Below are 25,744 nucleotides of genomic sequence, written 5' to 3' on the forward strand. Positions count from 1 at the left end.
AATCATGCATATGAAGTTTGGTCGGCAGATGCATGGATTCCATCCGGCTATTTGCGACAACACAAAATCGTTTGTTGGCCGATTGGGCCGGAGGGTCATAGTGATGAAGATACTCGCACATCGTGGCTGGTGGCTTGCGCCCCATGAGCGGAACACTTTAGGCGCATTCGACAAGGCATTTGCGTCAGGGCATGGCGTTGAACTGGACGTTCGCGACCTGAATGGCGAACTCGTAATTTCGCACGATCCGCCCACAACCGGAGCTTTGCCATTCGCGCGTGTTCTTGAATGCTATGCAGCAAAAGGTGCCCCCGGACTGCTCGCCATCAACATCAAGGCGGACGGTCTCTGCCCTGCCCTGGTGCCGATGCTGGACCAGTATGGGGTCACGAGGCGCTCCTTCGTGTTCGACGCATCGGTTCCCGATCTCAGGCCCTATCTCGATAGCGATGTCCCGGTCTTCACGCGCTACAGCGAAGTCGAGCTCTACCCATCCTTCTACGACCGCTGTGAGGGCGTATGGGTGGATTCCTTCACTGAGAAGCCGGCTTCGATCGAACGTGCCATCGACGACCTGAGGCGCGGCAAATATGTCGCGATGGTTTCGCCGGAATTGCACAAGCGCCCGCATGAGGCGGTCTGGGCCGCCTGGTCTGCCGCATTGCGGCAGGCTGCCAAGAGCGGCCTTCCGTTCGAGCGGCTGATGATTTGTACCGATCTGCCCGATGCGGCGGAGCAGAGCTTTGCCTGGATGGTCGAGGAGGAAGTCACATGATCCGTGCTGTTTTGTTCGACATGGACGGCGTGCTGATCGATGCCAAGGAATGGCATTATGAGGCACTGAACCGGGCGCTCGATCTTTTCGGCATGCCGATCGACCGCCAGGCGCACCTGACCACGTTCGATGGCCTGCCGACGCGCCGCAAGCTGGAGATCCTCTCCCGTACCAATGGCCTGCCTAAGGGGCTCAACGAGCTGATCCACGAACTGAAGCAGGACTATACGATGGAGCTGATCTATACCCGCTGCAAGCCGGTGTTTGCCCATCAATATGCGCTGAGCCGCCTGAAGCACGATGGCTACAAGATCGCCGTCTGCTCGAACTCGATCCGCGTCACCATCGAGTCCATGATGCGGCGCGCCGGATTGATGGAATATATCGACCTCATCGTCTCCAACGAGGATGTCACCCACGCCAAGCCGGACCCGGAAATGTACGTGACGACGATGGAGCGCTTCGGCCTCAGACCGGCTGAGTGCCTGATCCTTGAGGACAATGAATATGGCCTGAAGGCCGCGCGCGACAGCGGCGCTTACGTCATGCAGATCGGAACACCGGCCGATGTCGTCTACGGCCGGATCGTGTCGGAGATCAAGCGCGTATCGGAGGTAATGGCATGATCGTCCTGTTCCCCACCACGGGCACGAGCCCGCATTTCAGCCCGGAAAACTACGCCTATCCGCGCCCGCTCATCGAAGTGGCCGGAAAGCCGATGATCCTGTGGGCCATCGAAAACATGAAATCGCTCGGCGGCGATACGCGTTTCCTCTTCCTCGTCGACCAGCAGGATGCCGTCAAATATTCCTACGAGAGGATCTTCGACCTCAGCACCAACGGCCGCTCAGAGGTGGTCATGCTGAAAGGCCCGACGGCCGGCGCGCTCTGCACCTGCCTGATGGCGGTCGACAGGATCGATCCCACCGAACCGCTCGTCATCGCCAATAGCGACCAGATTATCGACACCCGTCTTGCATCCGTGATTGCGGAATTCGAGGCAGCCAAGGCGGATGCCGGCGTCATCACCTTCGAAACGATCCATCCGCGCTGGTCCTATGTGACGCTTGGCGACGACGGTCTCGTCAACCGCACGTCCGAGAAGGATGTGATCAGCAACAAGGCGATCGCCGGGTTCTACTACTTCCGCGAGGCCCAGATCTTCTTCAAGGCCGCGACCGCCGCCTTGCGGCACGGGGTGACGGTGGACAATCGCTACTATGTCAGCTCATCGCTCAACGAGGTGATCCTGGATGGCGGCCGCGTCGTTTCCGCAGGCATTCCGGCAGACCGCTACCACAGCTTCTACAACCCGAAAATGATTGAGAATTTCGAGGTGAACGGGGTCCGCCGCCTGTCCTCCGCACAGGCCGCACGACCCGTGCAGCTCGTGGTGCCGGCCGCCGGCAGAGGCAGCCGCTTCGCCAAGGTCGGCTTCACCCGTCCGAAACCTTTCATCGACGTGCTTGGCCGGCCGATGATTCAACATGTACTGGAAAACACCCTGCCACCCGGCGGCCAGCCGACGGTCCTGCTGCTGCGCGAACATCTGGACAGCCAGGCGGACGCGGTGGCCGAACTTCGCTCGCAGGGCGTCGGCATCGTCTCGGTCGACCAGCTGACCGAGGGCACCGCCTGCACCGTTCTGCTGGCGCGCCAGCACCTCGACGAGGAAGCGCCTCTTCTCATCGCCAATTCCGACCAGGTTGTGGACATGCATATCGTCGATTTCATCGACGACTGCATGTCGCGCGATCTCGACGGGTCGATCCTCGTTTTCCGAGATCCGAAGCGCGATCCGAAATGGTCCTTTGCCGAAACCGATGCGGCAGGCTTTGTGCTCAGGGTTGCCGAAAAGCAGCCGATTTCAGAGCTTGCCACTGTCGGCATCTACTTCTTCCGCCGCGCCGGCGATTTCATGAAGGGCGCGCTCGACATGATGGTGCACAACGACCGCACCAACAACGAGTTCTATGTCTGCCCGGCCTATAATTATGCCATCCGCAATGGTGCGCGTATCGGGGTTTACGAGATCGACGTCAGAAACATGCACGGGCTTGGCACGCCCGAGGATCTGGCCGAGTATCTGCAGGGCCGCGAGCCTGCCTATGCATGACATCGAAACCAGCCCGGAGGCGAGAGCGCCGCTGAATATCATCATTCCCATGGCCGGGAATGATTTTGAGCGGCCCGACGGCTTGGTGAAGGCGCAAATGCCGGTTGGAAAGACGACCTTGCTCGGCGCCACGCTGGAGACGCGTCCCTGGTGGAGCGATGCGGCCGTGCCTGTTTTTGTCCTGCGGGACAGGCCCGTATCACGGCGCTACGCACGCGAGACGTTGCTGGCGCGTTATCCGACGGCCCGAACCGTCTTTCTGTCCGAGACGAGTGGCGGCGCTGCCTGGAGCGCTGCGGCCGGTACGGCGCTCGTCGCGTTTCCGGATGCGCCCGTTATCGTCGATCTCTGCGACATCATCTTCGACAGCGATGCGGATATTGCCGCAATCTTTGCCGCCGACCCCGATCTCGGCGGCCTTGCGCTCACATTCGGCTCCCGCCATCCGCAATACAGCTATATCAGGCTTGGAGACGACGGCCGGATGCTGGAGGCAAGGGAGAAGCTTGTCATTTCCGAGAACGCATCGGCGGGCGTCTATGCTTTCCGTAGCGTCGCCGTCTTCCATCTGGCCCTGGCCCACAGCCTGCAGAACCGGGCGAGCCTCTCGCACAATGGACTGCTTTTTGTCTGCCCCATGCTGAACGGCGTGATCGCACACGGTCTCGATGTCCGCACGCTGCCGGCGCGGGACGTGTTCGATGTCAAGATTGCGGACGTGCCCCTTGCGGGGTGAAGGAGATACTGGCGCCATTCTGTTTCGACAGAGGCATGCAGAGCGTTGCCGACGATCCCCGGACACATGTTCGCAGGATCAGGAGACCTAGCAAAACGGGAGTTTACCATGACAGCCGGGACATCGAGCAAACTACCCTCTCTCGCCATCATCATACCCTGCTTCAACAATGCCGAGACACTTGCCGAAGCGCTCGACAGCGCCCTGGCACAGGATTATCCGGACTTCGAGGTGCATGTCTGCGACAACGGCTCGACGGACGGCAGCCGGGAAATGATCGCGTCCTACTCGTCCCCCCTTTTGAAACCAGCCCTGCACCGGGACACAGTGCCACGCACGGATAACTGGAATCGCGCCTATACCGCCGGCGCCAACGCGGATTACCTCGTCACCCTGCATGCCGACGACCGCCTCGCGCCCGGGGCACTTCGCGCCATCGGGCGCGCGGCAATGCGCCACCCCGCCCTGATCCATGGCCGCTTCCGGCAGATCACCTATGAGGGCGATCCCATTCCCGGCCGCCGCTTCGGCTGGAGTTACAGCAACAGCGGCGAGGCGTTTCGGGAATTGCTGCTGCTCAACAATATGGTCGCCATGCCGGGTGCAACGATCCGCACGGATGTTTTCTTCAAGGCCGGACGCTGGGATCCCGCCTGGCAATATCTGCAGGACATGGAGCTCTGGTGGCGCTGCGGCGAACTCGGGGAAGTCGCATTCGTTGCCGACATGCTCGGCGACCACCGCGCCTACAAGCATCCACAGGCGTTGCATCGGCACGCTGAAGAACATTTGCGCTGGGCGACACGCAAGCTCCGCAACGCTCCGACCCGGCGGCTGCGACAAGCCGCGGCGGATGGGCTCAATGCCTATCTCGAACGCCTCGAGGCCGAAGTGGATACCTTGCCGGATGTCGCTGCCAGCCTGGTGGAACCGGTAAGGGATGCCCGGGCGGCGCTTTCGAAGGCACCGGGCACCCGCGTCGACGCTCTACGCCGGCAGAGGCTGTTGCGCATGCGGGCAGCTTCGCTCTCGGCCGTCGCCAACGTCTTCGGAAGACTTGCGCCTTGGCAAGCCCTGTCGCGTTGACGGTCGATCACGTCAGCGCCAACCGGGCCGCCGACGATCGTGCCGGGCACCGCACCGTTGACCGCCGCAGACCGGGCCAGCGCAACGACCGACATGAGAGACGCGGTCATGACCGCGCCGACGACAAGCTTGGAGAGCATTTTCTCCGCCTTTGGCTTTTGAGGCAGCCCCCTTGACCGCTGCCAAAGCACCCGCATACCTCGTTGCCTCCGGACCTCAGTCGAGGCCACCCGGTCCTTGGTCCGATACCGCCCCGACTGAGGTCCCGGGTTCGGTACGCACTGTCTTTCCGCCCGTTCGGCTCCTCACAGAAAAGGAGTTCTCAGCCATGGACGACAGGAACGACATCCCGGAAATTTCCGCCGCCTGGAATGCACCTCTGCTGGCATTCATCGTCATTCTCGCCGTCATGCTTTATGTCTTCGGAACCGCGATGTGCGGTGGTACCGACCAGCTGATCGGCAGCATCCCGCACGCAAGCATGGTCAATGTCCGGTAAACTGGAAAAATCCAGCCGGCGCGATAGTTTGAATGGACCGTAGCAGCTCAGGTTGGAAATGCACTGGCTTACACGCTGGAACGCCCGCTCCCTTGCCTCCCAGTTCTTCATCATGGGAGGGCTCGTCTCACTTGCAGCAATGTTCGTGATCGGGCTCATCGTCACCCATCTCATCGAGGACGCCGTCATTCACAATTCCGGTGCAGCGACCGCGCTCTACGTGGACAGTGTGGTCGCGCCCCTGCTTCCGGACATGCAGACGGAATCGCTGCTCGATGAGGCAAGTGCCCGGGCGCTCGACGAGACACTTGGCCAAGGCGCGCTTGGCCGCCGCCTCGTGTCGTTCAAGCTGTGGCGTCGGGACGGCACAATTCTCTATGCCAATGAAAAAGAACTGGTCGGAAAGAGGTTCCCGGTCAACGGCAAGCTCGCGCAGGCATTTGCGGGCAAGCTGGTCGCACGCTACGAAGTCGCAAGCGACCCGGAAAGCGCCACAGAGCGCGATCTTAGACGGGCACTGATGGAAATCTACAATCCGGTGCTGCAGCCCTGGTCCGGGGAGGCTGTAGCGGTACTCGAATTCTACGAGACGGCGGAAGGACTGGACGACAGTCTCATACGGGCAAGGCTGTGGAGCTGGCTGGCGGTGGCGGGCCTTACCGCCATCTTCTTCCTCGTTCTTTCCATTCTCGTTTTCCGCGGCAGCCGCACGATCGAGGTCCAGCGAAGAGCGCTGAAGTCCAGAGTGGACGAGCTCTCCGCACTTCTTGCCGAAAACCGCGGCCTGCAACGCAGGCTGCGCCTCTCTTCCCAGCGCGCCGCAGCCTTGAACGAAACCTATCTGCGCAGCATCGGCGCGGATCTGCACGATGGCCCCGCCCAATATATCGCCTATGCCTCGTTGCGCCTCGACAGCAATCTGCTCATCGATGCCGCCACCCAGCCGGAGGCACGCGAGAAAGAACTAGCGTGGATCCGCTCGAGCCTCGCAGAGGCGATGAAGGAGATCCGCGACATTTGCAAGGGATTGGTGCTGCCGCAAATCGAGAAAGATTCGATTGCGGAAATCGTCAAACGGGTCGTCGAGGCCCATCAGCAAAAGACCGGCACCGTCGTCGACACGACCATCGACGAAGACGTTTCGGAGCTTGCCCCCGCCCTCAAGATCTGTATCTACCGCTTCGTTCAGGAGGCACTCAACAATGCCTATCGTCACGGGGGCGGCATCCAGCAGGCCGTCAGGGCAACATCCCATGGCGGCGGCGTCCGCATCGAAGTCAGCGACCGTGGCGAGGGTTTTGACCCGGCAGTGGTAGCGCCGGCGAGCCTTGGTCTGGCGGGGCTCAGGGAGCGGATCGATAGCCTTGGCGGCGAATTCGACATAAAAACCGGAGAAGGCGGAACGACTGTCACCATGACCTTCGCGCCCATGGAAGTGGAGGAATAGCATGACACCCATCAAGGTCGCCGTCGTGGATGACCATCCTTTGTTTCGTGAGGGCGTCACCCGCAGCCTCTCGGAAGTCAGCGATTTTGTCGTGGTTGGAGAGGGCGCCAACACAGGTGACGCGACCATGATCGCTTCCAATGCCCGTCCGGATGTATTGCTTCTCGATGTATCAATGCCCGGAAACGGGCTTTCCGTTATCGACGAAATCCTTTCCCTGAGCCCGGATACCAGGATCCTCATTCTCACGGCCTCGGAGGAAGTGGACACGCTGGTCGCAGCACTTCAGCGTGGAGCCAAGGGTTATGTCCTCAAAGGTGTCGGCGCGCGCAGCCTGGCCGAAGCAATCCGAACCGTCTTCAAGGGAACCCGCTACGTGTCGCCGACAATGTCGGCCAAGGTCATGGAATATTCCTTGAGCGGCCAGACATCGGACAAGGACACGCTCACCCCGAGGGAGCGCGAGGTGATGGACCTTGTCGCCCAGGGCCTTTCAAACAAGCATATAGGCTTGCGCCTCGATTTGCAGGAAAAGACGGTCAAGCACCACATGACACAGATCCTGACAAAGCTCGGCGTCACGAACAGGACGGAAGCCGCCTTGCGATGGCACGAAAAACACTAGCGCAGCAGCTGCGTGAGCCGCCGGCTGTCGGATGATGTCGCGCGGCGGTTGACGATTGTGCGCCCTTTCGAATCGCGCATGATGTAGCGTCCGCCACGAAGGGTTTCGGTTATCCCGTTCTTGTGACGGATATCGATGGAGCCGCCGGCATCTTCGGTTGCGCGTGTTCCTGTTCCTGCAGGCGTATTGCCCGTACTGCCGGACCCGCTCGTACCGGATCGGCTGTTCCCGCCGCCACTGTTGCCGTTTCCGCTCCCGCCGCCATTGCCATTGCCGCCGCCGTTGCCGTTACCGCTCCCCTTTCCGTTGCCTCCTCCGTTGCCTTTGCCATTGCCGTTCTCATTCTTGGCGAATGCTGCCTGGCTAGCGATCGAAGGGAACAACCCCGTAATCTCCACCTTCAGCGGCGCAAGCGTCGCAACGGCAAGAACACTTGTGCCGACGCTCTTCAGAAAATTGCGCTTGGAGATTACCATCGTCCTGGCCTTTTACCTCGTCGTCCCGACCTGTCTGCTGAAAAAGGGAAGCACGAGATTGACCGCTTGTTCCGAAATTGCAAGACGGTCGGACATAGGTACCAGGCGGTCTGGGACTTTGGTCCCGGGTCAGACAACAGCCGCACATGGCGCTCGCGTCTCCGGGGGGAATAAAGGGGCGTCTTTCAGATAACAGGAGAAACGCACGGACGTCTCGGCCCGGTGAACGGCTGGTACGTGTTGTCCGAAGCGCGATAGGAACTATAGCGGGCAGCGCACCACGCCATATGCGGGTTGGAGGCTGTACTTGCCGCCGGCAATTCCGCCGAACGCTCCGCCCCTCCGATCACGCAGGGCCTGCGGGGACCGCCGCTATAGGGCTGGTAGGTATTGTCAGACACATTGTAGGAACGGTAGCGCTGCTGGCACAGGCTGAGATGTCGGCCGTCGGCCATCCATTCCTGCTTCGGCTGCTCTATTGCCCCCGTCACGGTCGGATCTGGGGGCGCGATGGCTGCTACGCCAACCAGATTGGCGGGTGTTGAAGGCGAAGCTTCGGTTGCGGCCTGAAGTGGCGGAAGGCGCTCGTGATCCTGCTTCTTGGGATCGACGCGCGTGGGCGTCGTCGTCCAGAGTGGTGCATCAAGATTGGCGAAATGATGTGGCCTGGCTTCGTCGGACCCGCGAGACGCAATTGCGAGACCGCCAGCCACGACGGCCCCCGCCAGAGCCAGGCAGATGGACGGTGCAGCAAGCGACTTCATCACGCGATCTCCCATTCCCGATCCCTATAGAAATCGGGAGCACCGGGTTTCGGTTCCGCGGACGGGACGAAAATCGTGTTTTTTTCTTGTTCGCCTGAAATGGTGGAACGGACTGATAGGATAGGAATTTATTGCCATCGCCCCTATTTTGACGGATAGCTGTTTTGTCCGGCGATCCGGTCGTGCCGCAGATTACAGCCAGAAAGAGGAAGCATGTCGCAGAGAGCAGGCAGCGCCGACCTTCCCCTTCACGGAGGGCGCGTGCCGCCGTGGCTGGGCAACCGCATGACGACGCTCGGCGCACTGATTGCCGAAGCAATCGTCCACCACTACGGACGCGACGAATTCCTGCGCCGGCTCGCCCATCCCTTCTGGTTTCAGTCCTTCGGCGCGGTCATGGGCATGGACTGGCATTCTTCCGGCATCACGACAAGCGTGCTGGGCGCGCTGAAACGGGGACTGAAACCACGTTCGAAGGAACTAGGTCTCCATGTCTGCGGCGGACGCGGCGCGCAATCGCGCAAGACACCGGATGAGCTGGTCGCGATCGGCGATCGCGTCGGGATTGACGGTGCCGGCCTTGCCAAGACGAGCCGCCTGGTCGCCAAGGTGGACAGTGCCGCGGTTCAGGATGGTTTCGACCTCTATCTCCACGGCTTCATCGTCGCTGACGACGGCCATTGGGTGATTGTCCAGCAGGGCATGAATGGCGACAAGCGACAGGCGCGACGCTATCACTGGCTTTCGGAAGGACTGGAAAGTTTCGTCAATTCCCCGCATGCGGCCATCGAAGGCCGCTCGCAGGGCGAGATCGTCAACCTGGCCGATCGGCGCGCGGAGAAATCCCGCCGCGATCAACTCGATCTTCTCGCAACGCTTGGGCCGGACCGCATTATCCGCGAGGCGGCCGCTCTGGCTCTGGCCACCGATCCGGCACCCGCGCCGGAGCCGGCAGAACAGCCGATGTTGCCGCATCTCATCATGCCCGCACATCACGATGTGCGCGAGAGCGATATCAATATGAAGCGGCTGCACGGCAATCTTGCCGCGGCCGCCGATCGCGGGCCGGTCGATTTCGAAGATCTGCTTCTCGTGCCCGGTATGGGCGCCCGTACGGTCAAGGCACTGGCGCTCGTTGCCGAGGTCGTGCACGGGGCGCCCTGTCGCTTTTCCGATCCCGCCCGGTTTTCCATCGCCCACGGCGGCAAGGACAGGCATCCCTTCCCCGTGCCACTGAAAGTCTATGACGAAACCATCAGCGTGATGAAATCGGCCGTCTTGAAGGGTAAGCTTGGCCGCGAGGAAGAATTGCAGGCATTGCGCCGGCTCGACGATCAGTCTCGCTCCATGGAGCGCTATGTCACCGGCCCGGACCTTAAGGAAATCGTCGCCGGCGAATTTCGGCAATCCTCCGATTTCGGCGGCCGCAGCGTCTTCGGCTGGGAGCTTCCGCCGGAGCCGACAAAGCGACGAGACAACTAGCCGATCAGCAGCTTGACCCAGGCCTCGACGTCGTCGTCGCTGCTCATCTCCGGACGCACCAACCCGTCAATCATGAATGTCGGCGAGACATGAATGCCGTTCTGACGGGCATACTTGCAGTGCCATTTGATTTCGCGGTCGAGATCGGCAATGGCGAAGGCTTCTTTCAGCGCGACACCGCTGTAGCGTTCCAGGCGTTCGATGAGCTGGTTCGGCGTAACATCCATGTTGGGACCGCCCGCGTGCCGTTCGAACTCGAACTCCTCGCGATGGGCAGCGACGGCCGCCATGACCTTCTTCGCAGTCTCCTTGCCGCCTTCCAGCGTGGATGCTGCCAGGATGCAGCGCACGACGACGCCGGAAAACAAGTGCCAAGGCTGGGATTGCAGGCGGATTTTGACGGTGATCTTGTCTTCACCGGCCAGTTCCAGCAGCGTGCCCAGCTTGTTGAACGTCCGGACGGAATAGGGACAGGTCGGCTCCAGGAAAGCCTCGAACACGCGCGCTCCCACACCCCAAACGAGCGGATCTGCGTGCCAGGAAGTGGTCGTCATGTTTGCATCCTTCTGTTCCGGAGCTTGTCGTCAGCCAGCTTTACCAGCGATGCAGGTGATACGGCTTTCCTATTGCAAATGAAAGACGGGATCGGCAGCTCGCTTGCATTGCCTCTCACAGGGTCGCCGCCGATCTCGCGGCCTGCTCATAGTAACCCGACAGAGCCCTCAAATGGGAAGCTATTCCGGAGAGATCGTCCTGAGAAAGGCCGGAGACTTTCGTCGCCTCCACCAGCAGCCGTTCGCGGATTTCCGAATAGCGGGCCAGCGCTTCCAGGCCCCTGTCAGTGACCTGGATCACTTTCTCCTTGCCGGATTTCCCTGTATTGACCAGCCCGGCCGCATCGAGCTTCTTCACCGCATAATTGGCGACATGCGTGTCTTCGATGTCGAGCACGAGGCAGAGATCGGACAATGTTTTCGGCCGGTCGCGATGGCGCACCGAGTGGATGATCAAGATCTCGATCGGCGACAGGCTTGGCACGCCGGCCGCCGCCATGCAGCGCACGATCCAGCGATTGAAGGCGTGAGAGAAGAGGATCGATCCGTATTCGAGCTCCGAGAGAGCCGGCGAACTGCCGAGCGCCAGATGGGCAGACGACACGATCAGATCGCGGCCCGCCCTTTGTTCTTTTGCCTTGTCCATCGAACTCTCCCAATCCCGATTCTCAAGCGTTTCGCGGCCCGTATCCGCCCCCTGTGGGGGTGACGACCGTGAAGGCTTCGCCGGCTTCCAGCACAGTATGGGCAGCACCGATCAGTTCATCGATCGTGCCGTCATTGCGGCGCACATAGTTGCGGCCGGTCTGCCCGTCTTCGCCTCCCTTCAGCCCGAAGGGGGCGATGCGGCGATGACCGGACAGAATGGCAAATTCCAATCTCTCAAGCGCGCGGATCGTGCGCTGCGTGCCATTGCCGGCGTGCCACTGACCCCGCCCACCGGAATTCGGCCGGATATGGAAATCCTCGAGCACGACAGGGAAACGGCTCTCCAGGATTTCCGGATCGGTGAGGCGCGAATTGGTCATGTGCGTATGCACGGCATCGGCGCCATTGAAGCCGGGGCCTGCCGGCGCACCGGAGCAGATGGTTTCGTAGTATTGATACTTTTCGTTGCCGAAGGTCAGGTTGTTCATCGTGCCCTGAGCTGCGGCCATGGCGCCGACGGCGCCGATCAGGCAATTGGTCACGGCCTGGCTGACCTCGACATTGCCGGCGACGACGGCTGCCGGATAGGCCGGCGTCAGCATGGTGCCATCGGGAATGACGATGCGGATCGGCCGCAGGCAGCCGGCATTCATCGGAATATCCGCTTCGACGAGCACGCGGAAAACATAGAGGACCGCAGCGCGCGTCACCGGCGCCGGCGCATTGAAATTGTCGGGTCGCTGGGTAGACGTGCCGGTAAAATCGACCGTCGCTTCGCGCTTTTCGCGGTCGATGGAGATCTTGACCACGATCTTGCAGCCCTGATCCATCTCATAGGAGAACTCGCCGTCCGGCAGGCGGTCGAGCACGCGGCGCACGCTTTCGGCAGCATTGTCCTGCACATGGCCCATATAGGCATCGACCACGTCCTCGCCGAAGAGCGCTATCATCTTCTTCAGTTCCGCCACGCCCTTTTCATTGGCGGCAACTTGCGCCTTCAGGTCGTTGACGTTCTGTGCCAGGGTGCGCACCGGATAGCGCGCACCGGTCAAGAGATCGGCAAGGGCGTCCTCGCGGAACGTGCCGCGATCGAGCAGCTTGAAATTGTCGATATAGACGCCTTCCTCCTCGATATGCGTCGCGAGCGGCGACATCGAGCCCGGCGAGATGCCGCCAATATCGGCATGGTGGCCGCGGCTTGCCACCCAGAAACGGATGCGCGTGCCGGCATCGTCGAAGACGGGCGTGCAGACGGTCAGGTCAGGCAGATGCGTGCCGCCATTGTAGGGCGCATTGATCAGGAAGACGTCGCCCGGATGAATGACCGGATTTTCGCGGATGGCGGTCGCAACAGACGCATCCATGGAACCGAGATGAACCGGCATATGCGGCGCATTGGCGACGAGATTGCCGCCCGCATCGAAGACCGCGCAGGAGAAATCGAGCCGTTCCTTGATGTTGACGGAATAGGCGGTGTTCTGCAGCGTCACGCCCATCTGTTCGGCAATCGACATGAAGAGATTGTTGAAGATCTCCAGCATGACGGGATCGGCCTTGGTGCCGATCGCCGCGCGTTCCGGCAGCGCCTTGATGCGGGTGAGCACGATATGATCGCGCGCCGTCAGCTTCGCCTGCCAGCCGTCTTCCACGACGATGGTCTGGTTCGGCTCGATAATGATGGCCGGCCCGGTCACGGTCTGGCCGGGAAGGATGCGATCGCGCAGGACGACTGCCGCATCATGGCTTTCGCCCTGCGAATGGAACTGGGTTCGCCGGACGGGCGAAGCCTCGCCCTCCCCCGCTTCGCCGCGATCGACGTCGATTTCGGCGGCCGCGCCGCCGATGCACTCGACCTCGACGGCCTCGACAACCAGCGGCTTGTTCTCGGCAACAAAGCCGAAGCGGCGCCTGTGCAGCAGCTCGAATTCCCGGCGAAGGCGCGTAGCATCGTCGTCCTGAGGGAACAATGCCTCGACGGCCAGCAGCGTATCGGTGCCGGCATAGCGGATATGGGCGCGCAATACCGTCTTGATCTTCCCGGCCTCGACGCCCTGCGCCGCCAGCTCTGGCTGGCATTCGCCCTGCAATTCCCTGCCAAGCGCGGCAATCGCGGCCGGTGCAGCCACGTCGAGCGGCACGCCGAGCGCTTTCTGGCGGGTGGAGCGGATATCGGCAAGGCCCATGCCGTAAGCCGACAGCAGGCCGGACATCGGATGCAGGAGGATGCTTTTCATACCGAGCGCATCTGCCACGAGGCACGCATGCTGGCCTCCGGCGCCACCGAAGCAGTTCAGCGCATAACGCGTCACGTCATAACCGCGCTGAACGGAAATCTTCTTGATCGCCTCGACCATGTTGGCGACGGCAATGCGGATGAACCCGTCAGCCACTTCTTCCGGGCGGCGGCCGTCACCGATCTCGGCTGCCAGTTCGGCAAATTTCTGCCGCACCGTTTCGACATCGAGCGGCTGATCCTGGTTCGGGCCAAAGATCGCCGGAAAGAAATCGGGCAGCAGCTTGCCGGCCATGACGTTGGCATCGGTCACCGCAAGCGGTCCGCCGTTGCGATAGCAGGCAGGACCTGGATAAGCGCCGGCGGAATCGGGGCCGACTCGGAAACGGCCGCTCTCGAAATGCAGGATGGAACCGCCGCCGGCAGCCACCGTGTGGATCAGCATCATCGGCGCACGAACGCGCACGCCGGCAACCTCCGTTTCGAAGGCGCGTTCATACTCCCCGTCGAAATGCGCGACATCGGTCGAGGTGCCGCCCATGTCAAAGCCGATCACATGGCCGAAGCCCGCCTGCTCGCCGGTCTTGGCAAGGCCGACGACACCGCCGGCGGGGCCGGAGAGGATGGCATCCTTGCCCTGAAACATATCGGCTGCCGTCAGGCCGCCCGAGGACATCATGAACATGACGCGGGCACCGGTCCTTGCAACATCGAGTTCATCCGAGACCTGGCGCACATAACGGCCGAGCACCGGCGAAAGATAAGCATCGACAACGGTCGTATCGCCACGGCCGACCAGCTTGATCAGCGGCGAGACTTCGTGGCTGACGGAAACCTGTTCGAAGCCGATCGCGCGGGCAATGCGCGCAGCCGCTGCCTCATGCTCGGGATATTTATAGGCATGCATGAAGACGATGGCGACGGCGCGGTAGCCCTTCGCGCGCAGATCGCGCAACGCTGCCCCGGTCGCGGTTTCGTCAAGCATTGTCTCGACCGTACCGTCAGCCAGAACACGCTCGTCAAGCTCGACCACATCCTGATAGAGCGCTTCAGGCTTGATGATCTCGGTCGCAAAGATCTTTTTACGTTCCTGATAGCCGATGCGCAGAGCGTCGCGGAAACCCTTCGTCGTTACCAGCGCCAGACGCTCACCCTTGCGCTCCAGAAGCGCGTTGGTGGCGACGGTCGTGCCCATGCGCACCTCACCGATCAGTCCGGCGGGGATCGCCTCACCTGCGGTCAGGCCGAGATGCAGACGAATGCCCTGAACGGCAGCATCGCGATAGGCTTCCGGGTTTTCGGACAGCACCTTGCGCGCGTGAAGTGCACCGGAGGGATCGCGCCCGACAATGTCGGTGAAAGTACCCCCACGGTCGATCCAGAAGTCCCAGCTACCAGCCGCAATGCCCGACAAAATCGCCTCCGCCGTTCGTTTCCGATATCACTAAGAAATTATCGATAAATCGTCAACGTTTTGTAGAAGACGGAGCCGCCACCGTTGATCGCTGGCAGCGCAGCAAAGGTCCAACATTGGAACGCAGAAAATCGAACGCCGCGGCCCTCAAGCCGCGGCGACAGACCTGCAGAAATAGCCAATGGCTGATGCCCGGCGCGCCCGGCGCCGGCAGCCCGGTCCGATCAGCGCAAGGTCAGATCGTCGGGCAGTTCGGCATTGTGATACTTGCGATAGATATCCCGCAGCACCTTGTTGTCGAAATTGGTCTTCACCCACTGGTCGAGCCAGGTCTTGAGACCGGTTTCGCCCTTCGGGATGCCGATGCCGAGAACCGTCTCCTTCTGCGTGAACTTCACCTGCAGCGGATGATCGGCCATCTTCCTGTTGATGCCGTTGATGACGGCAGACTGGCTGGAAACCGTATCGACCTGGCCGGAAACGACCGAGGTGATCAGCGTCGCATCATCCTCGAAGCGGACGATATTGGCGCCCTTCGCGTTGGCGGTAATGTCCTGGTCGTTCGTCGTGGCACGGGTGACGCCGATGCGCTTGCCGTCAAGATCGGCATATCCCTTGATCTCAGTGCTCGGCGGAGCGGCGACGACAAGGGCGAGCGTTGCATAGGGAACGGAATAATCGATCGCCTTCTTTCGCTCTTCGGTGATGCCGAGCGAGGAGACGACCATGTCGGTCTTACCGGTCTGGACCGACGGAACGCGGGCCGCATTGGTGATTTCCACCAGTTCGAGCTGGACGCCGAGATCCTTGGCGATCAGCTTGGCCGTCTCGATATCGGAACCCGACGGCTGCAGGTTTTCGTCGACGAAGGAATATTCCGGAATGCCCATCGCGACCGCGATACGCACCTTGCCGGCCTTCTTGATATTGTCGAGCACATCGGCATGGGCAACGCTTGCCAGCGCCAGCAGGCCCGCACCCGCCAACAGTGCCAGTTTCGAAATCATTGTCTTCGGCATACTCCAAGTCTCCTCTACCTGATTGCCTCTGCCCGCTCTCTGCCGGGCCTCCACTCAAACCTGCGCCGGCTCATCCGGGACAGGCAATTTCCTCCCACGATGACGGGGTCTAAAGCTCTGCGGCCATGAATTCTTTGAGTTCAGGCGTCTGCGGATTGCTCAGGATACCGGCGTCACCGGTCTCCCAGACTTTGCCGGTGTGCATGTAGATGACACGGTTGGCGGCGCGCTTGGCAAAGCCCATCTCGTGGGTGACGACGATCATCGTCATGCCGCCGCGCGCGAGATCCTCCATCACGCGCAGCACTTCGCCCGTCAGCTTCGGGTCGAGGGCGGACGTGACCTCGTCGAACAGCATCACCTTCGGCTGCATGGCAAGCGATCGGGCAATTGCCACGCGCTGCTGCTGGCCGCCGGACAGCTGCTCCGGATAGGCATCGATCTTTTCCGAGAGGCCGACCTTGGCGAGCACCTGCTCGGCGATTTCGAAGGCCTGATCCCTGCGCATGCCCTTCACGCGGCGCAAAGCCAGCATGATGTTTTCGGCAACGGTCATATGCGGGAAGAGATTATAGCTCTGGAACACCATGCCGATATCGCGGCGCAATGTCCTGAGATCGAGCGTCGGATCTTCGACACGATGGCCGCAGACCTCGATCGAGCCGTCCTGGATCGTCTCCAGCCGGTTGATGCAGCGCAGCGCCGTGCTCTTGCCGGAGCCGGACTGGCCGATCAGCGCCACCACTTCGCCAGCGTTGATCTCGAAAGAGACGCCCTTCAGCACTTCCAGCGCGCCGAAGCGCTTGACGACATTGGCGAGTTTAACGGCGACCGACATTGAGCTTCCTCTCGAGAGAGCGGCTCCAGACCGACAGCGGATAGCAGACAGCGAAGTAGAGAAGCGCTGCGATGCCGAAGACCAGGAAGGGCTGGAACAGGGAGTTGTTGATGACCTGCGCCGCACGCGTCAGCTCCAGGAAGCCGACGACCGAGGCGAGCGAGGTGTTCTTGACGAGCTGGACGAGGAAACCGACCGTCGGCGGCGTGGCGATCCTCAGCGCCTGCGGCAGGATCACGTCGCGCAACGCCTGCCAGCGCGTCAGGCCGAGGCATTCGGCGGCCTCGAACTGGGTACGCGAGATGGATTCGACAGAGCCGCGCCAGATCTCGCCGAGATAGGAGCTCGAATAGATCATCATGCCGAGACCGGCCGCCACCAGCGGCGGTACCGAGATGTTCACCACCCCGAGACCGAAATAGAGGATGAACATCTGGATCAGGAGGGGCGTGCCCTGGACGATCTGGATGTAGATGAGGGCTGCGCGCCGCAGCCACGGGAAGCGCGAGATGCGGCAGAGCATGACGAAGAAGCCGGCAATGCCGCCGAGCAGGAAGGCGAGCGCTGATAGAACGACCGTCCAGACAAGGCCGTCCAGCAGATAGATCAGGTGATTGAAGGAAAACCCACCGAGCATGGCAATCTCTAGAGCGACGTGCCGAGCCGGCGGCGGCGCGGGAAGGCGATGAGACCGAGGCCGTAGAAGCCCGCCCTCATCAGATAGGTGATGGCGATGTAGAGGACCGCGACGACGACATAGGTCTCCAGCGACCGGAACGTGTTGGACTGGATGTCGTTGGCGACACCCGTCAGTTCCTCGGCAGAAATCTGCGAAGCGATCGAGGTCGACAGCATCATCAGGATGAACTGGCTGGAAAGTGCCGGATAGACACGTTCGATCGCCGGCAGGAGAATGATGTCGCGATAGATCTGCAGCTTCGAAAGGCCGAGCGCTTCAGCCGCCTCGATCTGGCTCGGATGGATCGAATCCATGCCGGCACGAACGATCTCCGCCGTATAGGCGCCGACATTGATGACCATGGCGAAGACGGCGGCCGCGATGATCGGCAGGCGGATGCCGACGGAGGACAGGCCGAAGAAGATGAAGAAGATCTGCACGATGAAGGGCGTGTTGCGCACGGTCTCGACATAGATGCCGACGAGGGTCCGCAGCGGGCCGATGTTCGAGCGGCGGGCGATGGCGCAGGCAACGCCGATCACCAGACCGATGACGACCGAAAAGACGGTGATCTCGATCGTAACGAACGCACCCGAGAGGAAATCGCTCCAATAGGGCAGCAAGGCCGCAAAATCGAACTGGTACTGCATGTCCTCCTCCATTCCGGCCACGCCAATCCGATGACGCGACCTCGCCTTCCCTTGAGGAAGGCGTCATGTCTCCTTCCGGCTGTCGCGTCAGCGCGCCAGCCAGCCTCCATCGACGGGTAGAACCGTGCCGTGCACGTAGTCGGACGCAGCCGACGCCAGGAACACGGCAGCACCGCCGATGTCGCCGGGCTTACCCCAGCGGCCCGCCGGGATACGGGCCAGAATGCTCGCGTTGCGATCCGGATCTTCGCGCAGCGCCGTCGTGTTGTTGGTCACGAAATAGCCGGGTGCGATGGCGTTGACGTTCACACCCTTGCCCGCCCATTCGCAGGCAAGCAGGCGGGTAAGCCCGGCAAGGCCGCTCTTCGAGGCCGTATAGGACGGGATACGGATGCCGCCCTGGAACGAGAGCAGCGAAGCGATGTTGATGATCTTGCCGCGCCCGTTTTCGAGCATGTGGCGGGCAGCCGCCTGCGACAGGAAAAAGGCTGTCTTCAGGTTGACGTTCATCACCGCGTCCCAATCTTCTTCCGTGAAGTCGATCGCGTCGGCACGGCGGATGATGCCGGCATTGTTGACGAGGATGTCGAGCGCCCCGAAACGCTCCAGCGCCTCGGAAACGATCGGCTTGACCGGCTCGATCGTGCCGAGATCGGCCTTGATGACATGGAATTTCACGCCCGCCTTCGCGACAGGGGCCTCCGTCTCGTCCATGGACGAGCGGCCGACAGCCACGATCGAGGCGCCGGCTTCGGCAAGCGCGACGGCAATGCCCTGCCCGATGCCGGTATTGGCGCCGGTGACGACGGCGGTCTTTCCCGAGAGATCGAAAAGAGCCTGCATCGCCATCACCTGAGATCCCCGATGGCGATATGATCCATATCGGTGAAGCTCTTGTTGTCGCCGGCCATGGCCCAGATGAAACTGTAGTTCTTGGTGCCGGCACCGGAATGGATCGACCACGGGGGCGAGATGATCGCCTGCTCGTTGGCAACGAGCATGTGACGCGTCTGCTGCGGTTCGCCCATGAAATGGAAGACGCGCTGGTCGGCGTCGAGGTCGAAATAGAGATAGGCTTCCATGCGCCGGTCATGCGTGTGGCTCGGCATGGTGTTCCAGACGCTGCCGGTCTCCAGGCTGGTGAAGCCCATGGTCAACTGGCAGGACTGGCAAACCTCCGGATGAATATACTGGTAGATCGAGCGCTTGTTGGCGGTGGCAGCCTCGCCCGGCGTCAGATGTCGTGCCTTGTCGCGGGTCAGAAGCACCGTCGGGTGGCTCGCATGAGCAGGCGTCGAGACGAGGTAGAATTTTGCGGGATTGCCGGCATCGGCACTTTCGAAAGCGACATTGACGGCGCCTCTGCCGATATAGAGGCAATCATATTTCGCCAGCGTGTAGCTGGAGCCGTCAACCGTCACGCGGCCGGAACCGCCGACATTCAGCACACCGAGTTCACGCTCCGCGAGAAACGTGTCCTGACCGATCGCCTTGGGCGCCGTCAGCGCCAGACCGGTGCCGAGCGGCGCAGCACCGCCGATCACCATCCGGTCGTAATGCGAATAGGTCAGCCTGATGTCACCCGGCGAAAACACCGTTTCGACCAGGAAGTGACGGCGCAGCGTTTCCGTATCGAAGCCGCGGACCGCTTCGGGGTGGGAGGCGTGTCGTACGTCAATCTGCATTGGAATTGTCCTTCTCTCCTCCGGATGCCCCCATCTGCGGGGCATCCTCAATGAAATAGGCTGGGTCGAGCATCTCGGCCTTTTCGACTTCATGCAGCAGCTTGCCGAGATGGAACTCCATGGCGGCCTTCGCCCCGTCCTTGTCGCCGGCTCGCATGCAATCGATGACGGCGGCGTGCTCCTCGATGACACGCGCCAGGCGGCCCTGCTGCGGCAGCGTCAGCAGGCGATAGCGGTCGCTGTGAACCTTGACCTGCTGGATGATCGCCCAGATGCCGGGAAAGCCCGCGATGCTGCTGATAAGCTGGTGGAAATCATTGTCGACGACGTGGAATTTCGCGACATCGCCTTCACGGTGACACGCATCGAGATCCGAGAGATTGCGCTCCAGAGCTCTCAAGCCGGCCGGCGTCATCTTCTCGACCGCGATCGAAACCGTCGTGTCTTCCAGCGCCTTGCGCACAAGGATCGCTTCGTAGAGCGCACGGCGCGGAATGCGCGAAACGAACGTGCCCGATTGCGGGAAGACATCGACGAGCCCGTCATCGGCAAGCCGGATGATCGCCTCGCGGATCGGCGTGCGGCTGACCCCGAACTGCGCTTCCAGCTCCTTTTCGTTCAGGAGCTCCATCGGCTTGCGGCGCAGCGAAACGATGTCGTCGAGAAGCGCATTATAGACGAGCGTTGCTGCCCTCGGAGCCGCCGCCCGCTGGTGCGAAAGTACCGTCACGCCCTGCAGGGAGCGCTTCTTGCGCGTGATGCCGGAAAGCGAACTCATCGCGCGCGCTCGCCTGAAAGGATCGAAAATCTGGCGCTTGATGTCATCGGAAACCGCCTCCCTTCGGCCTGATGAAAGAAGTAATATATTAGTATCCAACTTCTGGCAAGCGGCTTTCACGACTTGAACCGAACTTGACGGAAATGGGGATATCGCCCGGACCGGCTCGCTTCCTGATCGTATTTAATTTATACTTTTCAATGTTTTACAGAGACGTACATCGACAGCGCGTTGCCGCCGCCGCGCGACCGCTGGCCGAAAGAGCCAGCTTGCGACCGATCGAAGCCTGTCGCCGAACTTTCTGGTGGCAGGACGCCTGCAGATCGATAGGATCATCGCGCATCCGCCTCCCGGGACCCTCTTTCGGCCTTCAATCTGGAGAGCCAGCTTCACGAGAATTCCGGAGTTGCGGCTTTGGAGGAGGTACATTTGAAACGTGGCGGAGGAGAGCGCTTCATGAATTCCATCGACTTGAAAGACAGGGTCGCCGTCATCACCGGTGGCGCGCAGGGGATCGGTTACGCGATCGCCGAGAGGGTAATTCAGTCCGGCGGAAAGGTCGCCCTCTGGGATTCAAACGGCAGCCGCTCGACGGACAGTGCCGCCGCACTCGGTCCGAATGCCCGCGCATTCGAGGTCGACGTGACGGATTTCGATCTCGTCGGCCAGGTCGCTTCGGCAACAGAGGAGATTTTCGGGCGGATCGATTGCCTGGTGAATTCTGCAGGAATTACGGGAAAGGTAAAACCGACGATCGAATATGACGCCACGGAATGGAGGAACGTCATCGACGTCTGCCTGACAGGAACCTTCAACTGCTGCCGCCATGTCGTTCCGGTGATGCTGAAGCGCGACTATGGCCGGATCGTCAACATTTCGTCGGTAGCCGGAAAAGAGGGCAACCCCAACATCGCAGCCTATAGTGCTGCGAAAGCAGGCGTGCTCGGCTTCACCAAATCCTTGGGTAAAGAGCTTGCAAAGACGGGAATCGCCGTCAACGCCATCACTCCCACAACGGCGAAGACGCCGATACTCGACGGCCTGACACCCGAATTCATCGAATACATGCGGGTCAGAATTCCGCGGGATCGTTTCGCGGAACTGTCGGAAATCGCGGCGATGGTCGCCTGGCTCCTGTCGGAGGAGAATTCTTTCACGACTGCATCGACCTTCGACCTAAGCGGCGGACGAACAACCTACTGAAGAAGGCCCATACTCACCGCCCCTCCAACGATGACGACATGTGAATGCACGGCGTTATGCGAGCGAAACACTGCGCGTTTCGGCATCAACGAACAAAGCGGCGATGGCTGCCAATAACAGCAGGCCGGCAAAAATGCCGATGGTCAGAACGAAGCTCTGCGTTACAAACAGCGCAATCAGCGATGGAGCGAGCAGGCCGCCAAGCCGCGCCATCGCCCCTGCCGCACCCATGCCAGTCGCCCTTGAAGTCGTCGGATAGAGTTCAGGCGTATAGGCGTAGAGCGCGCCCCATGTTCCAAGCAAAGCAAAACTCATGATCAGCAACGAGGCTCCGATCACGAGGCCGGACGATCCGAAGACGAAGAGAAGGCACCCGATCATCGACAGGATGCAGAATGCCACCAGCGTCGGACGACGCCCCCATGCCTCGACGCCATAGGCAGCCAATGCATAGCCGGGTATTTGAGCCAGCGCTATAAGCACCAGAAAGCCGTATCCGCGAACAAAGCCGAAGCCGTCACCGGCAAGTTTGGGCGGCATCCACGTGAATATCCCGTAATAGGATATGGACACCAGAAACCAGATCGCGAGCATCAGAATGGTGCGCCGCCTCAACTCGCCGGAGAAAATGCCGGCACCTTTCACGGAAGGTGTTGACGAGACATCGACTCCTTCACCGAGCGGATTGCGGCCGTTGACAGCCGCGATCCGTTCAACGATCGCCTTTGCTTCGTCGTTCCGTCCGGTGCGAAGGAGAAAGAGCGGTGATTCCGGCACGAAAAACCGGAGGCCGAAACCGATCAACGCCGGAACCGCAGTCACGGCAAAAATGAACCGCCAGGCTTCGGCAACGCCCGACAGGCTGAGTATCCAGGCGGCGAACGCCACGACGAGTGTTCCCACCGCCCAGAAGCCCTCCAGCAGGACGAGCCATCTGCCACGGTTCTTTGCCGGCAGAAACTCAGCCATCATTGCATAATCCACCGGCAACGTTCCACCGACGGCAGCGCCTGTCAGGAACCGCAAAACCAGGAGTATCGCGAAGCTGGGGGCAAAGATCGACAGCGTGCCGAAGACGGCGTCGCTGAGGACGGTGGCAATCAACACCCGGCGTCGCCCGATCCGGTCCGCGAGCTTGCCGAATCCCAGAGCCCCGAGAAACATTCCCAGGAAGAAAGCCGTCCCGGTCTGAAGCGCCTGCGGCACGGTCAGTTCAAAACTCGCCGCGATCGACGTCGCCGTAAATCCGACCGCGATAACCTGCATCGCGTCGGCGGCCCACACCAATCCGAAGATGCCCATCAACCGGACCTGAAATCGGCCGGCACCCGCCTGGTCGAGCGCCTCATCAATCGTAATGGTGGCCATTCTTCTCCCCGCTCAGCCAAGGCATCAAGCCTGTCGGGTCCATACTCACGATCGTCGCGAATAAGGCAAGTCAATGCGCCGCCCTTTTGCTTCCATAGCCGATGCCGATGTGGCGGACGAATTGGAAAACCCGCGAGCCGGTCGTCCATTTGCGGTATCGGCGGGCATCTCGCTATCCATCGGCTCCTGGTGAAAACCGTTTCAAGACGGGATCGAGGAGGCATCGCGCGAAACGTCCTGCGCCAATGTCGGCCCTGCCTCGGTCCTGTCAAAGGAGGGACTGCCGGTGGCGTATCGCTGCGGCAATTGCCGATGTTCCTTTTGCAGCAGGCATGACAATCCTAAGAAATCATGCGGCATGAACCTCACATCCCTGCCGTTTGTTTAAACATGGTTAATTTTTTCATTATAAACGTCTTATAGAAGGAACAGAGCGACACGTCCGCGTGTTGGCAGCACGCTGTGGAGGACCCTGAAAATGTTCAAGTTTTTCTCGATCAAGCCGTCGACCGAAGATTTCGGCGCCGATACCGGCACCTATGCCGATGGCATGACCGACCGCTACTACCGCGATCTGACCGGCCGCACCGAACATCGCTTCCGCTCCGCGCACGAACGCGACTACGGCGCAGCCCGCGAGATCGCCGAACATGCGCCGCATGGCATCGTCGGCAACTGACCGGCCTATCGCTTCCCGGTCGATTTCAGGCGTGCAGCGTTTCCTGCGGCGGCCTGCTCAGACTGCTTGCAAGAACAGTTTTGTTGCGGCCCGTTGCCTTGGCGTCGAGAAGGGCCGCGTCGGCGCGGCTGACAAGCGTATCGACGGTGCCTCCCGCAGGTGATGTCGCCACACCGATCGATACCGACACCGCTCCGATGATCTGACCGGAGTGCGAAAGTGCCGCCCCGCCGATCTGTGCCCGCACCTTTTCGGCGAATTCGAATCCGTCCCTTTCGCTGCAGTCAGGCAAAAGAACGGTGAATTCTTCCCCGCCGAAACGGAACGCGCTGCCGAAACCGGCAACTGTGCTGCGCAGCACCTGCCCGACATGTTGCATGACCATGTCGCCGGCGTCGTGACCGAACTGGTCGTTGAACCGCTTGAAATGGTCGATATCGATCATCAGGCAGGCGAGCGGCTCTTGACCATTGTCGCGCCCGCTTCGATGCAGCGTGTCATCGAGAAAACGACGGTTGAAGAGCGCGGTCAGCGGATCGCGAATGGCAAGTTCGGTCAGCTTCTCACGAAACTGCAGATTGGCGACCGCCAATCCGACGTTCTCGGCGATCAGTTCCAGATAGAGACGGGCATTGTCCAGCACGGGCGTCTGCCCGTGGCGTTCCTCGAGATAGAGAAGACCGATCATATCGCCCTGTGCTGTCAAAGGGAGGCAGGAGGCCGCAACGCCACTCCCCTCGACATGCTGGCAGGGCACGTCGCCGTCGCCCGCGCCGCTCATATGCGGTCGGCCGCGCCGCAGACCCCAGCAGGCATTGGCCGGAAAGGCCGTCTGCGCGTTGACAGGCTCCAGCCATGTGCCGGCCTGCGCGAGTGCGGACTTATCCTCGTTGAGAATATAGAGACTTCCGGCAATGCCCGGAAAGATCTGCGGCGCGAAGCGCGCGACCACTCCGGCCAGTTCCTGTTGATTTTCACAGGCCTGAAGGCGATGCATCATTTGAAGGATGAGGTCCTTGGTATGCTGGTCAGCCCGTCGCTCCGCATCCAGGCGCTCACGCTCAAGTCCGTTTTCCCGAAAGATCTGGATTGCCTCGTTCATCTCGCCGATTTCGTCGCGACGGCGGTCGTCAGGGACCTCGACCGCATAATCCTGCCTGGCGAGCCGGGTCACGATGCCGGTCATGCGGACCAGAGGCACAGCCACGCGACGCCGCAGGATAAAGTAGAGGACGGCAAGGAAGAGCAGGCCGGTCATCGCCAGCATGACCTTGGCAACAAAACTCCACTGATCGCTGCGCCGGCGCGCATCGTCGAGGGCCGCTCCCGTGCGCGTCGCCGTGATATCGCGCAAATAACCGGCCGATTCCAGCAGGGCCGTTTGCAGCCGTTCGTGCTCCGGTCCGAAAAGCACCTGTTGCGCCGCCTGCCGGTCGCCCTTCTGGAAGGTATCGACAGCGGCAGCCTCGACCGCATTGAGCGCCTCGGCCTGCCTGTCTATATCCGCAAGAATGTTCCGTTCCACGACGGATATGTCTCTTGCCGCAATCTGCTTGGCCGCCGTTTCGCGCTGCCGTTCGCTCTCCGTCTCCGCCTTGAAGGCATCGAGATGGCGCTGCTCGCCGCGCATGACGTAGAGCCGCGCCTCATCGCTGGAAACCTCGGCGCCTGTCTCAAGCTGTTCGGTCAGCGTATCGAGCGCGAGATGTTCCTCAACCGCGCGCCGCTCGTCCTCGGCACTGCGCGACGACATGATGAAGGCGGCAGCCGAAAGCGCCGTGAGGATCACGGTAATGCCGTAAGCCCAGTTGGTGATCGTCCTTATTCTCATGGCGCCATGCTAACGAAATCGGGTTGAAGGACAACTAAAGGCATCTCTGACACACCGCTGTTGCTATGGCCGTTTGCGAGTAACAGCTGATGTTATTAGCGGGAAATCACTACCGAGAGGTATCGGGGCCGCAACCCGGTGGTCAATCACGGCAAACCA

25 protein-coding genes are annotated in these 25,744 nt (G+C 61.2%); 11 read left to right on the forward strand and 14 right to left on the reverse strand.

All coding sequences use genetic code 11. The features are described 5' to 3' along the window. The first annotated feature begins 4 nt into the window (after positions 1-4). The 8 genes from ACFPWW_RS16165 (at position 5) to ACFPWW_RS16200 (ending at position 7,284) form a co-directional block, all read left to right on the forward strand. A complete protein-coding gene (locus ACFPWW_RS16165) occupies positions 5-775 on the forward strand; it encodes a hypothetical protein (RefSeq protein ID WP_377312507.1) in 771 nt (256 codons plus the stop codon). Next, positions 772-1,401, forward strand: a complete 630-nt coding sequence (locus tag ACFPWW_RS16170) for an HAD family hydrolase (RefSeq protein WP_377312508.1) — start codon at positions 772-774, stop codon at positions 1,399-1,401. Before ACFPWW_RS16165 ends, ACFPWW_RS16170 begins: the two co-directional genes overlap by 4 nt. After that, positions 1,398-2,891, forward strand: a complete 1,494-nt coding sequence (locus tag ACFPWW_RS16175) for a glycosyltransferase family 2 protein (RefSeq protein ID WP_377312509.1) — start codon at positions 1,398-1,400, stop codon at positions 2,889-2,891. Before ACFPWW_RS16170 ends, ACFPWW_RS16175 begins: the two co-directional genes overlap by 4 nt. Beyond that, entirely contained in the window at positions 2,884-3,627 is a 744-nt protein-coding gene (locus ACFPWW_RS16180; RefSeq protein ID WP_377312510.1) for a hypothetical protein, read from the forward strand. Before ACFPWW_RS16175 ends, ACFPWW_RS16180 begins: the two co-directional genes overlap by 8 nt. Before the next feature lie 108 nt (positions 3,628-3,735). Then, a complete protein-coding gene (locus tag ACFPWW_RS16185) occupies positions 3,736-4,713 on the forward strand; it encodes a glycosyltransferase (RefSeq protein WP_162702909.1) in 978 nt (325 codons plus the stop codon). Between the two features lie 328 nt (positions 4,714-5,041). Next, a complete protein-coding gene (locus ACFPWW_RS16190; RefSeq protein WP_377312511.1) occupies positions 5,042-5,212 on the forward strand; it encodes a hypothetical protein in 171 nt (56 codons plus the stop codon). A 58-nt stretch (positions 5,213-5,270) separates the two neighbouring features. Then, entirely contained in the window at positions 5,271-6,659 is a 1,389-nt protein-coding gene (locus ACFPWW_RS16195) for a sensor histidine kinase (RefSeq protein ID WP_112703530.1), read from the forward strand. A gap of 1 nt (position 6,660) precedes the next feature. Next, the gene (locus ACFPWW_RS16200; protein WP_112753809.1) at positions 6,661-7,284 is read left to right on the forward strand and encodes a response regulator; all 624 of its coding nucleotides are present in this window, start codon (positions 6,661-6,663) and stop codon (positions 7,282-7,284) included. Here ACFPWW_RS16200 and ACFPWW_RS16205 read toward each other — a convergent pair. Both ACFPWW_RS16205 and ACFPWW_RS16210 read right to left on the reverse strand, forming a co-directional pair. Then, positions 7,281-7,760, reverse strand: coding sequence for a hypothetical protein (locus ACFPWW_RS16205; protein WP_377312513.1), 480 nt, complete (start codon positions 7,758-7,760; stop codon positions 7,281-7,283). The two genes, ACFPWW_RS16200 and ACFPWW_RS16205, sit on opposite strands and share 4 nt — an antisense overlap. Before the next feature lie 185 nt (positions 7,761-7,945). Next, the gene (locus ACFPWW_RS16210) at positions 7,946-8,524 is read right to left on the reverse strand and encodes a BA14K family protein (RefSeq protein ID WP_377312514.1); all 579 of its coding nucleotides are present in this window, start codon (positions 8,522-8,524) and stop codon (positions 7,946-7,948) included. Between the two features lie 213 nt (positions 8,525-8,737). Between ACFPWW_RS16210 and ACFPWW_RS16215 the strand changes: the two genes are divergently transcribed. Beyond that, positions 8,738-10,006 carry a DUF763 domain-containing protein gene (locus ACFPWW_RS16215; RefSeq protein ID WP_377312515.1) on the forward strand — a complete coding sequence of 423 codons (1,269 nt, stop codon included), beginning with the start codon at positions 8,738-8,740 and terminating at the stop codon, positions 10,004-10,006. On the opposite strand, the gene ACFPWW_RS16220 is transcribed toward ACFPWW_RS16215, so the two are convergent. From ACFPWW_RS16220 to ACFPWW_RS16265, 10 genes are all read right to left on the reverse strand, one after another. Further along, positions 10,003-10,560 (reverse strand): DsbA family protein, encoded by a 558-nt coding sequence (locus ACFPWW_RS16220; RefSeq protein ID WP_377312516.1) that lies wholly within the window; start codon positions 10,558-10,560, stop codon positions 10,003-10,005. The genes ACFPWW_RS16215 and ACFPWW_RS16220 overlap by 4 nt on opposite strands. 115 nt (positions 10,561-10,675) lie before the next feature. Next, positions 10,676-11,206, reverse strand: a complete 531-nt coding sequence (locus tag ACFPWW_RS16225; RefSeq protein WP_377312518.1) for a winged helix DNA-binding protein — start codon at positions 11,204-11,206, stop codon at positions 10,676-10,678. Between the two features lie 22 nt (positions 11,207-11,228). After that, positions 11,229-14,855, reverse strand: coding sequence for a hydantoinase B/oxoprolinase family protein (locus ACFPWW_RS16230; protein WP_377312520.1), 3,627 nt, complete (start codon positions 14,853-14,855; stop codon positions 11,229-11,231). Between the two features lie 224 nt (positions 14,856-15,079). Next, on the reverse strand, positions 15,080-15,874 hold the full coding sequence (locus tag ACFPWW_RS16235) for a transporter substrate-binding domain-containing protein (RefSeq protein ID WP_377312522.1): 795 nt from the start codon (positions 15,872-15,874) through the stop codon (positions 15,080-15,082). Positions 15,875-15,983: 109 nt separating this feature from the next. Next, positions 15,984-16,712 carry an amino acid ABC transporter ATP-binding protein gene (locus tag ACFPWW_RS16240; RefSeq protein WP_377312524.1) on the reverse strand — a complete coding sequence of 243 codons (729 nt, stop codon included), beginning with the start codon at positions 16,710-16,712 and terminating at the stop codon, positions 15,984-15,986. Beyond that, positions 16,696-17,349 carry an amino acid ABC transporter permease gene (locus ACFPWW_RS16245; RefSeq protein ID WP_377312525.1) on the reverse strand — a complete coding sequence of 218 codons (654 nt, stop codon included), beginning with the start codon at positions 17,347-17,349 and terminating at the stop codon, positions 16,696-16,698. Before ACFPWW_RS16245 ends, ACFPWW_RS16240 begins: the two co-directional genes overlap by 17 nt. 8 nt (positions 17,350-17,357) lie before the next feature. Beyond that, positions 17,358-18,041, reverse strand: a complete 684-nt coding sequence (locus tag ACFPWW_RS16250; protein ID WP_377312526.1) for an amino acid ABC transporter permease — start codon at positions 18,039-18,041, stop codon at positions 17,358-17,360. A gap of 87 nt (positions 18,042-18,128) precedes the next feature. Then, positions 18,129-18,884 (reverse strand): 2-dehydro-3-deoxy-D-gluconate 5-dehydrogenase KduD, encoded by a 756-nt coding sequence (kduD, locus tag ACFPWW_RS16255; RefSeq protein WP_377312527.1) that lies wholly within the window; start codon positions 18,882-18,884, stop codon positions 18,129-18,131. A gap of 5 nt (positions 18,885-18,889) precedes the next feature. Next, complete coding sequence (gene kduI, locus ACFPWW_RS16260) at positions 18,890-19,726, reverse strand: 5-dehydro-4-deoxy-D-glucuronate isomerase (protein WP_377312528.1); 837 nt, start codon at positions 19,724-19,726, stop codon at positions 18,890-18,892. Next, on the reverse strand, positions 19,716-20,504 hold the full coding sequence (locus ACFPWW_RS16265) for a GntR family transcriptional regulator (protein WP_112703522.1): 789 nt from the start codon (positions 20,502-20,504) through the stop codon (positions 19,716-19,718). Before ACFPWW_RS16265 ends, kduI begins: the two co-directional genes overlap by 11 nt. Positions 20,505-20,960: 456 nt before the next feature. On the opposite strand from ACFPWW_RS16265, the gene ACFPWW_RS16270 reads away from it, so the two are divergent. Further along, entirely contained in the window at positions 20,961-21,707 is a 747-nt protein-coding gene (locus tag ACFPWW_RS16270; RefSeq protein WP_113497142.1) for an SDR family NAD(P)-dependent oxidoreductase, read from the forward strand. 54 nt (positions 21,708-21,761) lie between these two features. On the opposite strand, the gene ACFPWW_RS16275 is transcribed toward ACFPWW_RS16270, so the two are convergent. Beyond that, complete coding sequence (locus ACFPWW_RS16275; RefSeq protein WP_377312529.1) at positions 21,762-23,075, reverse strand: MFS transporter; 1,314 nt, start codon at positions 23,073-23,075, stop codon at positions 21,762-21,764. Between the two features lie 478 nt (positions 23,076-23,553). Between ACFPWW_RS16275 and ACFPWW_RS16280 the strand changes: the two genes are divergently transcribed. Then, a complete protein-coding gene (locus ACFPWW_RS16280; protein ID WP_112570125.1) occupies positions 23,554-23,754 on the forward strand; it encodes a hypothetical protein in 201 nt (66 codons plus the stop codon). Between the two features lie 25 nt (positions 23,755-23,779). Here ACFPWW_RS16280 and ACFPWW_RS16285 read toward each other — a convergent pair whose 3' ends face one another. Continuing rightward, the gene (locus ACFPWW_RS16285; protein ID WP_377312530.1) at positions 23,780-25,585 is read right to left on the reverse strand and encodes a diguanylate cyclase; all 1,806 of its coding nucleotides are present in this window, start codon (positions 25,583-25,585) and stop codon (positions 23,780-23,782) included. Positions 25,586-25,744: the final 159 nt, after the last annotated feature.

It is taken from the genome of Rhizobium sp. GCM10022189 (assembly GCF_042656325.1).
Lineage (GTDB): Bacteria > Pseudomonadota > Alphaproteobacteria > Rhizobiales > Rhizobiaceae > Rhizobium.

Bases quoted from the DNA above. Each gene is read 5' to 3' on its own strand.
- ACFPWW_RS16280 (WP_112570125.1), top strand. From the start codon at position 23,554: ATGTTCAAGTTTTTCTCGATCAAGCCGTCGACCGAAGATTTCGGCGCC.
- ACFPWW_RS16220 (WP_377312516.1), bottom strand. From the start codon at position 10,560: ATGACGACCACTTCCTGGCACGCAGATCCGCTCGTTTGGGGTGTGGGA.
- ACFPWW_RS16205 (WP_377312513.1), bottom strand. From the start codon at position 7,760: ATGGTAATCTCCAAGCGCAATTTTCTGAAGAGCGTCGGCACAAGTGTT.
- ACFPWW_RS16270 (WP_113497142.1), top strand. From the start codon at position 20,961: ATGAATTCCATCGACTTGAAAGACAGGGTCGCCGTCATCACCGGTGGC.
- ACFPWW_RS16225 (WP_377312518.1), bottom strand. From the start codon at position 11,206: ATGGACAAGGCAAAAGAACAAAGGGCGGGCCGCGATCTGATCGTGTCG.
- ACFPWW_RS16200 (WP_112753809.1), top strand. From the start codon at position 6,661: ATGACACCCATCAAGGTCGCCGTCGTGGATGACCATCCTTTGTTTCGT.
- ACFPWW_RS16215 (WP_377312515.1), top strand. From the start codon at position 8,738: ATGTCGCAGAGAGCAGGCAGCGCCGACCTTCCCCTTCACGGAGGGCGC.
- ACFPWW_RS16180 (WP_377312510.1), top strand. From the start codon at position 2,884: ATGCATGACATCGAAACCAGCCCGGAGGCGAGAGCGCCGCTGAATATC.
- kduD (WP_377312527.1), bottom strand. From the start codon at position 18,884: ATGCAGGCTCTTTTCGATCTCTCGGGAAAGACCGCCGTCGTCACCGGC.
- ACFPWW_RS16245 (WP_377312525.1), bottom strand. From the start codon at position 17,349: ATGCTCGGTGGGTTTTCCTTCAATCACCTGATCTATCTGCTGGACGGC.
- ACFPWW_RS16275 (WP_377312529.1), bottom strand. From the start codon at position 23,075: ATGGCCACCATTACGATTGATGAGGCGCTCGACCAGGCGGGTGCCGGC.
- kduI (WP_377312528.1), bottom strand. From the start codon at position 19,726: ATGCAGATTGACGTACGACACGCCTCCCACCCCGAAGCGGTCCGCGGC.
- ACFPWW_RS16235 (WP_377312522.1), bottom strand. From the start codon at position 15,874: ATGCCGAAGACAATGATTTCGAAACTGGCACTGTTGGCGGGTGCGGGC.
- ACFPWW_RS16195 (WP_112703530.1), top strand. From the start codon at position 5,271: ATGCACTGGCTTACACGCTGGAACGCCCGCTCCCTTGCCTCCCAGTTC.
- ACFPWW_RS16190 (WP_377312511.1), top strand. From the start codon at position 5,042: ATGGACGACAGGAACGACATCCCGGAAATTTCCGCCGCCTGGAATGCA.
- ACFPWW_RS16240 (WP_377312524.1), bottom strand. From the start codon at position 16,712: ATGTCGGTCGCCGTTAAACTCGCCAATGTCGTCAAGCGCTTCGGCGCG.
- ACFPWW_RS16175 (WP_377312509.1), top strand. From the start codon at position 1,398: ATGATCGTCCTGTTCCCCACCACGGGCACGAGCCCGCATTTCAGCCCG.
- ACFPWW_RS16250 (WP_377312526.1), bottom strand. From the start codon at position 18,041: ATGCAGTACCAGTTCGATTTTGCGGCCTTGCTGCCCTATTGGAGCGAT.
- ACFPWW_RS16265 (WP_112703522.1), bottom strand. From the start codon at position 20,504: ATGAGTTCGCTTTCCGGCATCACGCGCAAGAAGCGCTCCCTGCAGGGC.
- ACFPWW_RS16165 (WP_377312507.1), top strand. From the start codon at position 5: ATGCATATGAAGTTTGGTCGGCAGATGCATGGATTCCATCCGGCTATT.
- ACFPWW_RS16285 (WP_377312530.1), bottom strand. From the start codon at position 25,585: ATGAGAATAAGGACGATCACCAACTGGGCTTACGGCATTACCGTGATC.
- ACFPWW_RS16210 (WP_377312514.1), bottom strand. From the start codon at position 8,524: ATGAAGTCGCTTGCTGCACCGTCCATCTGCCTGGCTCTGGCGGGGGCC.
- ACFPWW_RS16185 (WP_162702909.1), top strand. From the start codon at position 3,736: ATGACAGCCGGGACATCGAGCAAACTACCCTCTCTCGCCATCATCATA.
- ACFPWW_RS16170 (WP_377312508.1), top strand. From the start codon at position 772: ATGATCCGTGCTGTTTTGTTCGACATGGACGGCGTGCTGATCGATGCC.